17 protein-coding genes are annotated in these 15,125 nt (G+C 62.1%); 3 read left to right on the top strand and 14 right to left on the bottom strand.

Annotated features, from left to right (window positions below):
* The 3 genes from GJB56_RS15355 to GJB56_RS15345 all read right to left on the bottom strand — a co-directional run bounded on the left by GJB56_RS15355 (nt 1) and on the right by GJB56_RS15345 (nt 2,345).
* Nucleotides 1-369 carry a VOC family protein gene (locus GJB56_RS15355; protein ID WP_020970460.1) on the bottom strand — a complete coding sequence of 123 codons (369 nt, stop codon included), beginning with the start codon at nt 367-369 and terminating at the stop codon, nt 1-3.
* Between the two features lie 156 nt (nt 370-525).
* Nucleotides 526-972, bottom strand: a complete 447-nt coding sequence (locus GJB56_RS15350) for a hypothetical protein (RefSeq protein ID WP_020970459.1) — start codon at nt 970-972, stop codon at nt 526-528.
* A gap of 134 nt (nt 973-1,106) precedes the next feature.
* On the bottom strand, nt 1,107-2,345 hold the full coding sequence (locus GJB56_RS15345) for an MFS transporter (RefSeq protein WP_046379047.1): 1,239 nt from the start codon (nt 2,343-2,345) through the stop codon (nt 1,107-1,109).
* 112 nt (nt 2,346-2,457) lie between these two features.
* Between GJB56_RS15345 and GJB56_RS15340 the strand changes: the two genes are divergently transcribed.
* Nucleotides 2,458-3,048, top strand: a complete 591-nt coding sequence (locus tag GJB56_RS15340; protein ID WP_020970457.1) for a TetR/AcrR family transcriptional regulator — start codon at nt 2,458-2,460, stop codon at nt 3,046-3,048.
* On the opposite strand, the gene GJB56_RS31990 is transcribed toward GJB56_RS15340, so the two are convergent.
* Complete coding sequence (locus GJB56_RS31990; protein WP_326839311.1) at nt 3,006-3,194, bottom strand: GNAT family N-acetyltransferase; 189 nt, start codon at nt 3,192-3,194, stop codon at nt 3,006-3,008. The genes GJB56_RS15340 and GJB56_RS31990 overlap by 43 nt on opposite strands.
* A 51-nt stretch (nt 3,195-3,245) precedes the next feature.
* The gene (locus GJB56_RS15335; RefSeq protein WP_113683272.1) at nt 3,246-3,839 is read right to left on the bottom strand and encodes a TetR/AcrR family transcriptional regulator; all 594 of its coding nucleotides are present in this window, start codon (nt 3,837-3,839) and stop codon (nt 3,246-3,248) included.
* A gap of 87 nt (nt 3,840-3,926) precedes the next feature.
* Here GJB56_RS15335 and GJB56_RS15330 point away from each other — a divergent pair, with 87 nt between their 5' ends.
* Complete coding sequence (locus GJB56_RS15330; protein ID WP_113683271.1) at nt 3,927-4,313, top strand: DUF1304 domain-containing protein; 387 nt, start codon at nt 3,927-3,929, stop codon at nt 4,311-4,313.
* Nucleotides 4,314-4,320: 7 nt separating this feature from the next.
* Here the strand turns inward: GJB56_RS15330 and GJB56_RS15325 are convergent, their stop codons facing one another.
* From GJB56_RS15325 to GJB56_RS15315, 3 genes are all read right to left on the bottom strand, one after another.
* A complete protein-coding gene (locus GJB56_RS15325; RefSeq protein ID WP_042952672.1) occupies nt 4,321-4,830 on the bottom strand; it encodes a hypothetical protein in 510 nt (169 codons plus the stop codon).
* A 301-nt stretch (nt 4,831-5,131) separates the two neighbouring features.
* The gene (locus GJB56_RS15320) at nt 5,132-5,977 is read right to left on the bottom strand and encodes a mycofactocin-coupled SDR family oxidoreductase (protein ID WP_020908748.1); all 846 of its coding nucleotides are present in this window, start codon (nt 5,975-5,977) and stop codon (nt 5,132-5,134) included.
* A 93-nt stretch (nt 5,978-6,070) separates the two neighbouring features.
* The gene (locus tag GJB56_RS15315; RefSeq protein WP_019744874.1) at nt 6,071-7,987 is read right to left on the bottom strand and encodes a propionyl-CoA synthetase; all 1,917 of its coding nucleotides are present in this window, start codon (nt 7,985-7,987) and stop codon (nt 6,071-6,073) included.
* A gap of 177 nt (nt 7,988-8,164) precedes the next feature.
* On the opposite strand from GJB56_RS15315, the gene GJB56_RS15310 reads away from it, so the two are divergent.
* Entirely contained in the window at nt 8,165-9,436 is a 1,272-nt protein-coding gene (locus tag GJB56_RS15310) for an MFS transporter (protein WP_020908746.1), read from the top strand.
* A gap of 52 nt (nt 9,437-9,488) precedes the next feature.
* Here GJB56_RS15310 and GJB56_RS15305 read toward each other — a convergent pair whose 3' ends face one another.
* The 6 genes from GJB56_RS15305 to GJB56_RS15280 all read right to left on the bottom strand — a co-directional run bounded on the left by GJB56_RS15305 (nt 9,489) and on the right by GJB56_RS15280 (nt 15,125).
* Nucleotides 9,489-10,529 carry a hypothetical protein gene (locus tag GJB56_RS15305; protein WP_020908745.1) on the bottom strand — a complete coding sequence of 347 codons (1,041 nt, stop codon included), beginning with the start codon at nt 10,527-10,529 and terminating at the stop codon, nt 9,489-9,491.
* Nucleotides 10,526-12,013: an acetyl-coenzyme A carboxylase carboxyl transferase subunits beta/alpha gene (locus GJB56_RS15300; protein WP_113683270.1), complete on the bottom strand. Its 1,488-nt coding sequence runs from the start codon at nt 12,011-12,013 to the stop codon at nt 10,526-10,528. The genes GJB56_RS15305 and GJB56_RS15300 overlap by 4 nt, the downstream gene beginning before the upstream one ends.
* Before the next feature lie 93 nt (nt 12,014-12,106).
* A complete protein-coding gene (locus GJB56_RS15295; protein WP_019744870.1) occupies nt 12,107-13,300 on the bottom strand; it encodes an ABC transporter permease in 1,194 nt (397 codons plus the stop codon).
* Complete coding sequence (locus tag GJB56_RS15290; protein WP_113683269.1) at nt 13,297-14,193, bottom strand: ABC transporter ATP-binding protein; 897 nt, start codon at nt 14,191-14,193, stop codon at nt 13,297-13,299. The genes GJB56_RS15295 and GJB56_RS15290 overlap by 4 nt, the downstream gene beginning before the upstream one ends.
* Before the next feature lie 43 nt (nt 14,194-14,236).
* Nucleotides 14,237-14,782: a hypothetical protein gene (locus GJB56_RS15285; protein WP_020970450.1), complete on the bottom strand. Its 546-nt coding sequence runs from the start codon at nt 14,780-14,782 to the stop codon at nt 14,237-14,239.
* Nucleotides 14,775-15,125, bottom strand: coding sequence for a helix-turn-helix transcriptional regulator (locus tag GJB56_RS15280; protein ID WP_020970449.1), 351 nt, complete (start codon nt 15,123-15,125; stop codon nt 14,775-14,777). The genes GJB56_RS15285 and GJB56_RS15280 overlap by 8 nt, the downstream gene beginning before the upstream one ends.

Here is a 15,125-nt window from a genome sequence, read left to right as displayed (position 1 = left end):
TCAGTGATCTGCGGGCGCTACGCGGAGGCGGTTTCCGTCCAGATCTGAAATGACGAATGTCAGACCGAAGACATCTTCGTTTGGCTCTTCGACGACCTCGACACCCTTGGCCACCCACTCGTCGTAGATCGCCCGAATTTCATTGCTCCCGCCGTCGACCAATATGCCGACTTCGAAATTGCGCGGAGTCGCGGGATCGAGGTCGCGGGACTTGCCACTCCACAGTGCAAGGACCACGCCGCCGCCGAGGTCGAAGGTCATGTACCGAGGGCTGAGGACCTCAGGCTTCGCGTCGAACAATTCGCCGTAGAACGCTGCTGCGGAGGCGGCATCGCTGACGTAGATCAGAAACTGGTTGGGTAGTCGCACTGTGGTTTTCCCTCTCCGGTTGATGTTCGGGCCACCGGCAGCGGGGCGTGTGCCTGGTCGTGCGGGGCTGTGTTCAACAATCCCCGCGCGCCGGACGAATGTCCAAGAACAAGTGCGTCTGAGAGGCAGATGGATTACTTATGACGACTGCTGCAGTCACACCGCACTGAGGTGGTACCCGACGCTCAGGTTCGGGTAGTAGCCGTCGATGTAGCTCGAGATGAAGTAGTGATCAGGGTCGGTGGTGCGAGTTCCGTCGGTGTCGAACTGCGGATAGTCGTTGGCCATGAAGACGGCTTGTCCGCCGCCGGGAGTGGAATAGACGACGTCGACCGTCAGGCCGCGCGGGTCCTGGTTGTATGCCGTGACGATCTCGGTCTCGTGGGGCGCGAGCGACTGGCGTGGGCTCTGCATCCACTGTCCGTAGGGGTTGTCGGCGCCTTCGAGATGAATTGTCTGTTCGGTGTCGTTGCTGATCGTCATCGTGATGGTGTTGCCGGTCGTGGGAAGAGTTCCGGCACTGGCGATTCCGCTCAATCCCAAAGTGAGGGCGCCGGCGGCCAGAGCTGTGATTGCGGCAACTACGTAGCGTGGGTTCGTCATCGTCGGTGTCCTTTGTCCGGGTGAGCGTTCGGTTGGCTCTCTCGAAGACAACTATGTCGGAGCGGATCGATGTCGTATGTCCACTTCCGGGACCCTGTGCAGGAGGAACGGTGTGTCCACCGATCGGGGGACACCTACTCCGACACGGAGACAGCTTCGACCTTTCGCTCGCCGGTGACCAGCAGTCCGATCAGTGCGGCGGCCGCGAGAACCATGACGAGTGCTCCGTAGCCACGCGTCGTATCCACCAACCCCACCTTGCCGACCAGGTAGCCGGCCAGCAATGCCGGAAGGCTGTTGGCCAGATATGCGATGACGTAGACGGTGGACAACAACCCCGCGCGTTCGTGGTTCTCGGCCAGCGGCATGACAGTGAGGATGGTTCCCTGGAATCCTGCTCCGAAGCCGATCCCGGCAACAGCCGTACCAACCAGAATCAATACTGCAGAGGATGTTTCAGCACCGATGAGTGTGACTGCCACCCCGAGCACCAAGGCGGTGGTTCCGATCAGCATCACGGTTCGGCCGCCGAGTTTGCGGAAGGTGAGCACGGCTGCGGCTCCGAATCCCGTCAGTGTTGCGACCATGATGGCACCGATGAGCGAGCTGTGAACGTCAAGTGCGTTGCGCGCCAGCGCCGGTCCGAGCGAGAGGTAGAAACCGCCCAGCGCCCAGACCGCGATCAGGCACGGTGCGGTGAGCGCAATCATGGTTCGGGCCTCGCGAGGAACAGCAAGGGTGGGGCGTAGCGACTGCCAGGCTCCGGGGCGTCCGCCCGAAGTCTCGGGAGCGGCCCAAACCCCGAGGATCTCGAGGACGACGAGTACGAGAAGGACCAGGTAGACAGTGCTGGTTGGCCTGGGCAGGTGCTCGCTGATGAGACTCGAACCCACGGCTCCGACGGCAAGCCCCACTGTCGGAGCAACGCTGTTGATGATCGATCCGCGTCCCGGAGTGCGTTCGAGGTCGATCAACGCCGAACCCAAAGCGCTGATTGCAGCGCCGGTGGCAACACCTTGCACGACCCGGGCAATCAGCAGAATGGTCAAACCATCGGCGGAGGCGAACAGGGCGAGCGAGACCGCCTCCAAGGCGAGCGCTCCGAGCAGGACCGGGCGCCTGCCGATGTGATCGGACAGGGATCCGGCGGTCAAGAGCGTGGCGAGCAATGCGAGAGCGTAGATGCCGAACACGAGCGTCGACGCGAGCGAGGAGAATCCCCACAACTGTTGATAGTGCTCGTACAACGGTGTCGGGGTCGCGGAGGCGCCCAGGAACGTAGCGATGATGACGGCGATGAGTGTGAAAGCGACGCCTCGCCCCAAGCGTGGGCGTGAAGTGCTCTCGGTCGGTGGTGAAATGGTCGTTGTCATTGTCGTAGCGCTTCCCGTGCGGGTGGTGAAGACTTCAAACGCAAATACTTTGCGTTTGGGACGCTACGCCTGGCCGTAGCCTAATGCAACATCTTTGCGTTAGTATTGATTTATGAGTCCGTCCGCAGGTCCGCGCCCCGGTGGCCGCAGTGCGCGCATCCAACAGGCAGTGCATGCGTCGGCGCGCAAGTTGTTGGAACAGCGTGATCGGGCAGAGATCACGGTGCCGATGATCGCGACCGATGCGGGTGTGACCCCGTCGACCATCTATCGGCGGTGGGGCGACATCAACGAAGTCTTTGCCGACGTCTCGATCGAGAGATTGCGACCGGACGCCGACCCGCGTGAAACGGGTTCGCTCCGAGGGGATCTGACGATCTGGGCGCAGGACTATCTGGAGGAGATGTCTGCACCCGTCGGTCGCGCATCGCTGCGAGATGTGCTGATGAGCGACGACCAGACGCACGCACCGGACGGCACGAAGAAGTTCAAGTGCGCCTTTTTCTGTCGGACACAGATCGACGTGATACTAGCTCGTTGGCCGGAAGCTGCTGACGTGGATGGTGATTCGGTAGTGGACCACGTGGTGGCACCGATCATCTACCGAATTCTGTTCGACCTCGAACCGGTCGCGCCGCAGCGAGTTGCGGAATTGGTGGATCAGACACTTGCGCTCGCGGCGCGGGTCGGTGCCGAAGGCTGATCGCTACGTAGTCGGGCGTGGACATGCATGTCGTGCCAGCCGTCGGCGTGCCTGGCGGAGCCTCGTCGAACACCTTCTTCGTTGAAGCCTGCTTTGGTGGCGACTCGGCACGATCGTGGGTTGTGGATCGAGTGCTCGAGTTCCAGTCGGTGAAACCCTACTTCGCGGAATGCCCACTCGGACAGTGCAGTTACGGCCTACGTGTTCCGGCTCTGCCACTCTGCGTTCAGGCGGCGCGCGGATTCCAGAGTTGCGATCGCCTCTTCGGTGTCAACTCGCGCGAGGACCAGTGCACTTACTGTGCAGGAGAGAAGGATTCGAGTGCGGTCTGAGAGCGTGGCGTCTGTCTCGGTCGGAAATGTGGCTTGTAGCCCGCTGCGAATTGCAACGGCAAGTTCTTGCCGATAGGCGCGGATCACGGCTGCCACCGCATCGTCGTGCGCGCCGAGTCCGGCAGCCGTATTGAGAAGTAGGCAACCGCGCCGAGGCGAGTCGGCGGTCATGGTGCCGATCGCGTGCTCAAGCGAGTAAAGGTAGTCGTCGACGGCGTCTGCCCCGGGATTTGTCGTGAGGCCGCGCAGACGTGGCCGGATGACATGTTCGAGGTACATCTGCACGGCGGCGTCGAACAATCCGCGCTTGTTGGTGAACGAGTTGTAGAGACTTGACCGACTCAGCCCCGTCGCGGATTCGAGGTCGCCGAGTGAGGCGCCTTCGTATCCGCGTGCCCAGAAAACGTCCAAAGCGGCAGCGACCACGGCTGTTGTGTCGAATTCTTGTGATCTGCCCATCAAAGCCTCGCTCTTTCTGTATCGTTCGGTCCAGTATATATTGGACCGAACGATACAGAATTCACTCGAAGCAACAGGAGCTCACCGATGATCGTCGCCGGCTACATCTTCGCGGGACTGGCCGCAGCAGTGCACGTATACATTTTTGTCCTCGAATCGATTCTCTGGACGGCACCGAAGACCCGCGCCACGTTCGGCGTGAAGTCCGAGGAAGAGGCGATCACCACGCAGCCGCTCGCCTTCAACCAGGGCTTTTACAACCTTTTCCTGGCGATCGTGTCAGCGGTCGGCATCGTGATTGCGGCGACCGGCTCCGCGTCGGTCGGAATTGCCCTCGTCCTGGCGGGCACAGGATCGATGGTTGCCGCGGGATTGGTGCTGATTCTCTCGTCTCCCGACAAAGCCCGTGCAGCCGTCGTGCAGATGCTTTTCCCAGCTATTGCCGTTGTTCTGCTGGTAATCCACCTGCTTTGAGTGGTCTCTATCCGCCGCCGAGCACCAGTGATTCGATCAACGCAAAAGCACCGTTGAGTGCTCCGCAATCGAAGGCTTCGGCCAGGGCGTAACCGATGACAAGTTCGTCGGTGCTCGGCGTGCTCGACCAGACTGCGTCGGTCTGTCTGGGATCGGATTCCTCGTTCTTGGAGAAGTGCCCGATCCGCAATCCGTCGCGGGTGAATGCACTGTTCGCGTCGTCGACTGGGGCGAAGTTCAAACTCACGCCGTCGACGAGTGCCGAGACAGAGTACGAGCGACGGGACAGAAACCCTTTGCCGACAGTGAGTTCGACTTCGTCGCCACCGACAGTGAAGAACAAGTCGGCGGCGGCGCGCGTTCCGATGGGTGTGCCTTCGCGGCGCGGGGAATCGACTCGACGCGTCAGCAGAGCGTGTGAGTTGCCGTTTCGGACGTCAACGACCCCCGTGTCGACATCGAACGAGATCTCGACTTTTCCGTGAATCGGGTCTTTTGCGGCGTATTTGACCGTCACTGTGCCTACCCCCTGTAAGTGTGAACTCGGGTCCATAATACGTGGTGGGAGCGTTGTCCAGTATGCCCGAATCCAAAAAAATAGTGCCGAATGACGCGCGTTTGCGGCCAAATGCTTCTACGCTGGGTCTTGGGTTTGTTGCGCATCCCACAACGGTTTTTCCCACGCCAGACGAGGAGCGCCTATGAGGTTGTCGACTACTTGTTCTGTTGCTACGAAGGCTTGATCAAGCCGGAATTGCCTCTGCCGGATGGTGCTCGAGACCCATCCGGCAGAGGCAATTCTGCATCAGTTCGGGCCTTCAGCCGCCGGCGAATTTTTCCGAGGTGCCGAGATCGATCGGCAACGCGATGCCGGTGATCCCGCGCCCGGCCGGCCCCACCAGATAGAACACCGCATCCGCAATCACTTCGGGGTCGACCCACGGGTGGGGCAGCAGATTCAGCTTCGACATGATCGGAGCGGTATCGGCGAGGACAGGATTCTCCAAGTCTGGACGGAACGCACGAACCATCGGTTCGTTGTCGATCATCGTCGTTCGCACATTGCCCGGGTGTACAGAGTTGACCCGAATGTCCGCCCAGCCGAGTTCGTTGGCCAGAGACTTCGCCAACCCCCGAACGGCGTGCTTCGACGCGGAATAGTGTGCGATACCCGGCACGCCTCGAAGCCCGGCCATCGAGCTGATCAACACGATGGATCCACCTCGATTGCCGTTCATGATGTGCGGAATCGACACCTTGGTCGTCAACCAAACGCCGGTGACGTTGATGTCCATCAGCTCGCGGAACTCTTCGGCGCTCAGGTCCCAGGACAATTTCGCCGACGCCGCGATTCCCGCGTTGGCGATCACGATGTCCAGTCGGCCGAGTTTCTCGACTCCGGCGTCGACCGCTGATTTCAGGGCATCGAGGTCGCGAGTGTCCGCGACGGATGCGACGATGCGCCGGCCCTGAGCTTCGACCAGGGCGACGGTCTGGTCGAGGTCGGCTTCGGTGGCCATGTCGTACCCCGCCGTTGCGACCGGCGCGCACAGATCCACCGCGATGATGTCCGCGCCCTCGGACGCGAGCTTGACGGCATGTGCGCGCCCTTGACCGCGCGCCGCTCCGGTGATGAATGCGACCTGACCGTCCAAATTGCCCATCGAACTTCCCCTGCCCGTCTGAATCGTTGAAAACTGGAACGTGTTCATACTGCTACGTTCGGTGCGAGCCAGGCAGGGGAATTCTCTGAATCCTTATCCGCGAAGGAGTTTGGACAACTCGTCCAGTACGCTCGCGTCCTCGATGGTCGACGGGACCGTGTACTCCTCGTTGTCGGCAATCTGCCGCATGGTCTTGCGGAGGATCTTGCCGGAACGAGTCTTCGGTAGTGCAGCGACGACGGTGACGTCCCGGAACGTGGCGACGGCACCGATCTGGTCTCGCACCCGGGCGACCAGTTCCTGTCGGAGTGTTTCGGGATCGATGTCGACGCCGGACTTGAGCACGACGTAGCCGCTGGGGCGTTGCCCTTTGAGTTCGTCGTGAATGCCGATGACCGCGCATTCGGCGACAGCCGGGTGGCCGGCGACGACGGCCTCCATGCTTCCGGTCGAAAGGCGATGTCCGGCAACGTTGATCACGTCGTCACTTCGTCCGAGCACGAAGACGTAGTTGTCCTCGTCGATGTATCCGGAGTCGCCGGTGAGGTAATAGCCTTCGAACGTCGACAGGTAGGACTTCACGTATCGGTCCTCGTCACGCCACAGTCCGGCGAGTGTTCCGGGAGGAAGCGGCAGGCCGATCACGATGTTGCCCTCGGTGCCCGGACCCACGAGTTCGCCCTTGCCGTCGACGATTTCGACGCGGTATCCGGGGCAGGCGACGGTGGGTGAGCCTGCTTTGATCTCCATCGGTTCGAGGCCACGCAGGTTCGCGCAGATGGCCCAACCGGTTTCGGTCTGCCACCAGTGATCGACCACCGGGCGATCGAGAATCCGAGTAGCCCACTCGTAGGTGTCGGGATCCAAGCGCTCGCCGGCCGCGAACAGTGTGTCGAGCGACGAGATGTCGTACTTGGCAAGCTCTTTTGCATCCGGGTCGGCCTTGCGGACCGCGCGGATCGCTGTCGGAGCGGTGAAGAGTGCCGACACTTTGTATTCGGAAATGATGCGCCAGAATGCACCTGCATCGGGGGTCCCGACGGGCTTGCCTTCGTACATGACCGTCGTAGCTCCGGCGAGCAATGGCCCGTAGACGATGTAGGAGTGGCCGACCACCCAGCCGACGTCTGAGGCGGTCCACCAGACCTGGCCGGGGCTGATGTCGTAGAGATTCTTCATCGTCCACGTCAGGGCAACGGCATGGCCACCGTTGTCCCGAACGACGCCCTTGGGCTTACCGGTCGTTCCCGAGGTGTAGAGGATGTAGAGCGGATCCGTCGCGGCGACCGACACCGGGTCAGCAGGAGTTGCATCGGCGATCAGCTCGTCCCAGTCGAACCAGGCTGCGGCACTTGACTTGTAGTCGGCAGCTGCGCCGGGAATCTGCTCGCGATTCTTCACGATCACGGTGTGCGCGGGCGTGGCGGACAGTTGCAGAGCCTTCTCGACCATCGGCAGGTACTCGATTGTTCGTCCGGGTTCGAGGCCGCCGGACGCCGTCACCAGCACCACTGGACCGGCGTCGTCGATACGGGTTGCGAGTTCCTTGGCCGCAAAGCCGCCGAACACCACCGAATGCACCGCGCCGATACGTGCACACGCGAGCATCGCGATCGCGGCCTCGGGGATCATCGGCATGTAGATGATCACGCGGTCGCCCGCCACCACACCCTGATCTTTCAAGACGCCGGCGAAGAGTGAGACCTGCTCGAGCAATTCGGCGTAGGTGTAGGTCGTCTTGGCTGGGACCATCGCGGAGTCGAAGATCAACGCGGTCTGATCGCCGCGGCCGTCGCGGACGTGCCGATCGAGGGCATTGAAGCTGGTGTTGAGCGAAGCATCCGGGAACCAGCGATAGATCGGCGCGGCAGAATCGTCGAGAGCCTTCGTGGGGGCGACATCCCAGTCGACGGCACGCGCAGCGTCGAGCCAGAACTTCTCCGGCTGATCCATGCTCTCGCGATATGCGTCGGCATACGTGGTGTGGGACGCCTGCTCGGAAGAGCTCATCGACGTGTGTCCTCTCGTGAACTTCGCTTACCGGTGACCTGAAACACCTTAGGTCACCGTCAGTGCGGTGCGCCTCAGTAGCGGTGCGGGTACCGTCCCTTTGCGCCGGGCGGGCCTGTCCCGTCGGCCAGTGGCGCGTAGGGGTGGGATAAGCCAGGGACGGAAAGGGGGATCGATGTGACAGGTGCAGCGCAACGCGCAGGCTTCTGGGGAGTCCTCGCTCTGCGTGACTTCCGACTGCTGTGGACCGGCGACGCAGTCAGCGGTATCGGAAACGGTGTCACGACCGTCGTACTGCCGCTGGTCGCGCTTCGCGAACTGGACGCGAGTAGCTTCCAGATCGGTGTGCTGGCATCGGCAGTGTGGTTGCCGTGGTTGATCGTCGGACTACCTGCCGGTGCCTGGATCGACCGGCTGCCACGGCGTCCGATCATGATGATCGCGAACGCTGCGTGCGCGCTGCTCTTCGCGAGCCTCGCGATCGCCGGCTTCCTGGAGGCGATGACATACGGCCACCTGCTCCTGGTCGCGCTGCTCACCGGTACAGCCACGGTCTTCTTCCAGGCGGCCTATCACTCGTATCTCCCCACGGTGCTCGCCGAAGCGGATCTTGTCGAAGGGAACTCGAAGATTCAGGGCGCCGAGGCCGCAACTCGGGTGATCGGCCCAAGCGTCGGTGGGCTGGTGGTTGCAACTGTCGGGCTTGCGGCCGGTCTGGTTGTCGACGCGTTCACGTTCGCCTTCTGCTTCGTATGCATCTGGCTGATTCGTGTGCAGGAGACCGTCCATCGCGGACAGAATCAGCGGGAACCGTTGCGACGGCAGATTGCGCTCGGACTGCGATTCGTTGCCGGTGATCCGTATCTGCGGTCAATCGTCGTCTACGGCACTCTGCTCAATTTCGGTCTCACCGGGTACACCACGATTCAGATCGTGTTCTTGGAAAAGACGGTTGGTGTGGGGGAGTTCGGACTCGGGCTTCTCTTGGCGATTGCCGGGGTGGGCGGAATTGTCGGATCGATGATCGCGCGCCCGCTCGGCCGCAGATTCGGCACTGCCCGAAGCGTTCTCATCTGTCAGTTGGTGACGGGACCGTTCATCCTGTTGGCGCCTCTGACGACGTACGGTGCCGGCCTGTTCTGGTTCTGCATCGGCGGCATGGTGATGGTTGCGGGTGTCGTGTCGTGCAACGTGGTGCTCGGCAGTTTCCGTCAAAGTTACTGTCCGCCGGACCGCCTCGGACGAGTAGTGGCAACGAGTATGTTCCTGCTGCACAGCAGCATTCCGCTCGGTGCGCTGACGGCAGGCTACCTCGGCGACGCGGTGGGACCGCGCGGGACGATGTGGATCATGGCCTGCCTGATCGCGCCGTGTGGATTGGTCCTGCTCTTAGGCCCGCTCCGCGGGATCCGCGATCTACCGAGTCGGCCGGCGATCTCGCTGCGGTAGAGAATTACTGCGGTAGAGAATTACTGCGGTAGAGAATTACTGCGGTAGAGAATTACTGCGGTAGAGCCGCGGCGGCCTCTTCGCTTCGAATCGCGATGCGAAGTGTCGCGAGCATGAACAGTGACACTGCGAAACCGAAAAGCGCGCCGAACTGGTCCTGCGTGAACAGATAGACCTGCGTCACCAGGAGACTCACGATGAGGGATGCACGCAGGAGTCTCAGGGCTCGCAGGTACGGGCCGCGGAAGAGGAACCACACTCCCAGAACCACAAGAACTCCGGTTGCGACGGTGGAGATCTGGACCACCAGGTCGGAGACGTCGTCGGCCTCGACGACGTTCTCGGACACCAACGCGTAGATCACCTGGACAATCGCCAGAAGAGCCTGCAGTACGAACAGGGTCAGTACCAGTCGGCGGACGACACGGTGCCGGAGCAGTTCCTCGGCGCGGTGGAAGAACGCGTTGCGGCCACGAGTGATCTTCGATTCGATACCGCCGGTCGGCGGAGTCTGTGAATGCAGGCCGGCTTTGATCGAATCGACGAGGTCGGTGAGGCTGCGGTCTTCGACGCCGTCGAGTACGCGGAGGGCGTGGTTGTACTGGATCTCGTCGAGCTGACCGAGAGCGAGGTCCGAGAGCGCTCGCGCCCCGATGGCGAGCCGATGACGATCATTCATTCCGCGCCGAATCACCACCTCGCGCGCGGCAAGATAGAAGAGAACGAAGACGACGTACATGATCGCGATGGCAGGCTGGTAGAAGTAATCAACGTCGGCGGTGACGAATTTTCCGACCTCGTCGATGAAGAGACCGAATCCGATTCCGCCGACGAGCGTGGCCAGGTCACGCGTGCGAGAGCCTTCGGTGATGGCGGTCGCGACGATGGCGACGGCCATCAGCAATCCGCCCCAGAGAACGTGTGCGATGTGGAGGGCGCCGCCCCCGATCTGGGGATAGCCCGTTGCCGCCAGATAAGCGCGGGTGATCAACACGGTGGCGATGCCCGCGAACAGGAACAATTCGAAACGAGCGAGTGCCGCGCGGTCGTAACTGTGCGGCAGCGTCAGCGCATTCCGGTCCTTCGTCGTCATTGCGGAACTCCCAGGTTTCGATAGCGCGCGATACGGGAGGACTGGCGATCGGTGTCCGACTCTTCGGCAAGCATGAAGAGTTCGTGCGCTATCGCAGCCCCTACCCTCTTGGAGAATTCCACGGGTTCGTCGGCCGCGTCAGGCGTTTCGGGAATGATCGCGTCGATCACGCCGTCTCGAAGCAGATCCAACGAACGAATGCCCTGCGCTGCCGCCATCTCCGGTGCGTGACTGATGTCGCGATGGACGATCGCGCTTGCGCCTTCCGGCGGCAGGGGAGCGAGCCACCCGTTCTGTGCCGCGAGTACCCGATCGGCGGGCAGCAGCGCGAGCGCCCCGCCGCCTGTTCCCTGACCGAGCAACACCGACACTGTCGGGGTCTTCAGCGTCACGAGGTCGGCGATGCAACGGGCGATCTCAGGGGCCAGTCCACGTTCTTCAGCTTCTTTGGACAGCGACGCGCCCAAAGTGTCGATCACGAGGACAAGCGGGAGTTGTAGTTCTTCGGCAAGTTTCATGCCCCGTCGCGCTTCCCTGAGCGCGGCCGGTCCCATCGTGGTGAGCGCGGATTGGCCACTGCGGTCCTGGCCGAGCAGGATGCACGGAAAGCCTCGGAAGCGGGCGAGCGAGAGCAAGATCGTCTTGTCGGTTTCACCCTGCCCGGTGCCGCTGAGCGGTACCTGTTCAGTTGCGGCATGGCGGAGCAACTGCCGGATGCCGGGTCGATCGGCCCGGCGCGAGAGCATCACCGACTGCCAGGCGGGAACATCGGGAATCTCGGGTGAGGGAATCGGGTCCGTGGCCGCCGGGGCCGGGGGATCGGTGAGCACGCACAACGCTCGATTGACCAGCAGACGGAGGCGGTCGACGGGTACGACGCCGTCGATAACGCCGTTGCGATACAAGTTTTCGGACGTCTGGATACCGTCGGGAAACTTTTCGCCGTACAGCGATTCGTAGACACGGGGTCCGAGGAATCCCACCAGAGCACCGGGTTCCGCGACGGTGATGTGGCCGAGGGATCCCCACGAGGCAAAGACCCCGCCGGTGGTGGGATTGCGCAGGTATACCAGGTAGGGCAGGTGTGCCGCTTTGTGAACAGCCACTGCCGCAGCGATCTTCACCATCTGAACGAAGGCGACGGTGCCCTCCTGCATCCGCGTTCCGCCGGAGGTGGGCGAGGCGAGCAGCGGGAGTTGTTCTGCCGTACCACGTTCGACGGCGGTCACGATCCGCTCGGCCGCGGCGACTCCGATGGAACCGGCGAGAAAGCTGAATTCACAGGCAATTACCGCGACTCGACGGCCCCGAACCGTACCGACACCGGTGACGACGGACTCGTCCACTCCGCTCTTCTCGCGGGCCTTCGCCAGGTCTTCTGCGTATTTCGGGCCAGGTCCGACGTCGACGGGCGGGGAGTCCCAAGAGACGAAGCTCTCGGAATCGAGTACCGCAGTGAGTAGTTCTTCGGCCGAGATTCGCACAACGTCCTCCAAGTAAGCAGCACCCCGTCCAGGATGAACCTACCTGGACGGGGTGCCGTCGGGATCGCGTGGCGCCAGTTGTGCGCCGGAGAATCAGCGTCCGAACGCCTCTTTCCATGAAACGACCTTGCCGATACGAAGGATGGAGCGCTGGTAGATCTTTGCCGCGATCATCGACAGCGCAGCAGTCACGACCAGCATCAGCAGAATGGTTCCCACGATCTGGAACGGAGAAGCAACACCGGCGGAAATGCGCAGGGGCATGAGGATTGCCGAGAACGGCGGAATCCAACTCAACACGTTGCTCAGGGTTCCTTCTGGATTGCTCACCGAAACGAAAGCCACGCTGACCATCGCCATGACGAGCAGCGCGAGAGGCATCGCGGTGGCGTTGACGTCCTCCTGCCGCGAGACCATGGACCCGGCGGCGGCGTACAGCACGGCGAAGAAGAGGAAGCCGAGAATGAACCACCCGAGAGTGCCGAACAGAACGCCGATCGCGGTGCCCGTCACGGTCAGGACGCCCGTCGCGAGTCCGGTGGCGACGCCCGCGACGGCATAGGCAGCCATCTGCATCAGGCCGACAGCACCGATTCCGAGAACCTTGCCCCACAACAACTGCAGCGGACGAAGAGTGGAGAGCAGCAGCTCGACCACGCGACTGGACTTCTCCTCGACGACGCCCATCGCCACGTACGTTCCGAACAGCAGGATCTGCATGTACAGGAGCACCACAGCAGCGATCGACATCGCTATGCGTTGGCCCTGTTCGGGATCCGGGGGATCGATGGCATCGATGGTGACCACTGCGGTGGACGTGGCTTCGGCGAGCTGTGCCGGATCGATCCCCGCGGCGGAGAGCGCATTCGATTGTGCCTGTTGTGCAACGGAACTCTCGATGACGGCGCGCAGATTCGTGGGCACTTCCTTCTTGGTCACGACAGTGACGCCGCCGCCCGATCCAGCGATCACGGCCACGTCGAGGTCGCCGTCCTTGACCTGGTTACGCGCGGTTCCGTCGTCGGAAACCTCCGTCACCGTCACCGGATTTCCGAGGGTGTCGCCGATGGACACCATCGTGGCACTGAGTGATTGGTTGCCGACCAAGCCGATCTTCGACTTGTCCTCGTCGCCGCCGGAGAAGAGTGAGAAGGCGATGATGCCGCCGACGATCGCGACCAGGATGATGACGTTGCTGATCACAAAACTCTTCTTCGAGATCTGCGTCATGAATTCGCGTCGGGCGACCAACCCGATGGCTCGACCTCCGCTCAACTGGTTGCTCATGCGGCTACTACCTCTCGGAACAGATCGGTCAGTGACGGACGTCGTAGCGTGAACTCGTGCACCGGTCCGGTTTTCAACGCTGCATGCAGGATCTGCTGATCGTCGGCGGTTCCGTCGACGCTCAGGAGCGTTCGACCGTCGAGGTGGCTCAGTGTGGTGACACCGATCAGGTGGTGCGCCCAGCCGACCGGCGCGTCAGGGGCGAAGATTTCGATTCGGCCGTCGCCCTTGCCTCGTAGTTCGTCGACGGTTCCGATCTCTCGCATGCTGCCGCGGCTGATGATGCCCACGCGATCGCACAGGCGCTCCACCAGATCCAGCTGGTGGCTGGAGAAGATTACGGGAACACCGGTGCGAGCCTTCTCGACCAACACGTCACTCATGACATCGACCGCTACGGGGTCAAGGCCCGAAAACGGTTCGTCCAGAACGAGTACCGCTGGATCGTGAACCAGTGCGGCCGCGAGCTGCACACGTTGCTGATTACCGAGGGACAGGGAGTCGACGGTGTCCTTGACGCGTTCGGCGATACCCAGACGTTCGGTCCATCGCTCTGTCGCCGCGTGCGCGTCGGCTTTCGAGAGCCCATGTAGCTCGGCCAGATAGGAAAGTTGCGCGCCCACCTTCATCTTGGGGTAGAGGCCGCGTTCCTCCGGCATGTATCCGATAGTGCGACGCACGTCGAGGTCGACGGGTTTGCCGCCGAGGCGAACTTCCCCCGAATCTGCTCCGAGCACACCCAGCGCAATGCGCATCGTGGTCGTCTTGCCGGCGCCGTTGCTGCCGACGAATCCGAAGATCTCGCCTGGTCGCACTTCGAAACTCAGGTTGTCGAGTGCAACGACGTCGCCGTAGCGTTTCGAGATGCCGTCGATCGTGAGGGTGGCTGACATGGGTCCTTCCCATCGGTCGAGTGGTGCGCTTCGGTAATACGGGTCAGAGGTCGAACTCTTCGGAATCAATCGGATCCGGGTCTGGATTGGTCCACGAGAGAATCATCGCGGGCGTGCACGCGCCGATCAGCATTGCAGTCAGTGCCAATAAACCTCCCGAGTAAGGCAGTCTCTCTACATTCCACTGCACCGACGAGGTGAAAATGAGGAAAATGGCGACAATGAAGACCAACGATTGAGTCACGCTCAACCCGACGGAACGGGCGTCGTTGCGTTGCTGGATCTCCCATTCGTCCAGCGCATGCCGCGGCGCATCCCCTTGCCTGCCCGACACGATTTGAAGTGAAGACCACGTCGGTAGGAACAACAGGGTGAGGACCGGCCACGCCACCGCGAACAGTGGGTTGAACAGGCACGCTATGCCGATGGCAACCATCGTGGCGAACAGGACTCCGAGGGCGATGACGAGCATCCGCCGACGTCGACGGGTTCGCCAATTCGGGAGCCAATGTCGGAACGTCTCCTCGTTCTGCAGGAACCGCCGAGTGCGGTGGGCCTGGTAGCGGTCGATCAGATTTGATTCAGGCACTGGGCTTTTCACTCCCCTCGGTAGTGCGGTCAGATCGGTAGACCTCCGTCGACGGTGCATTCCGGTAGACCTCCGTCGACAGTGCATTCCGGTAGACCTCCGTCGACAGCGGCCCGAACTCCGTCCGGGAGAACACCGCTTCGACCGGAAGGTCGAACACCCAGCAGATCCTGAACGCGAGATCCAGGCTGGGGTAGTGATCGCCGCGTTCGAGCGCCCCCACCGTCTGCGGGTTGACGTCGACGAGTTGTGCAAGCTGGGCCCGACTCATCTTCCGCTCGGCGCGAAGCACTCCGATGCGATTGAAGATGGGGAGCGCGTCTCCCCGTCGGACTGGGCTCAT

The organism is Rhodococcus sp. AQ5-07, assembly GCF_009707305.1.
Classification (GTDB): Bacteria; Actinomycetota; Actinomycetes; order Mycobacteriales; family Mycobacteriaceae; genus Rhodococcus_F; species Rhodococcus_F erythropolis.
The sequence above is the reverse complement of the archived record's forward strand: the minus strand, read 5'-3'. Positions and strand labels throughout refer to the sequence as shown.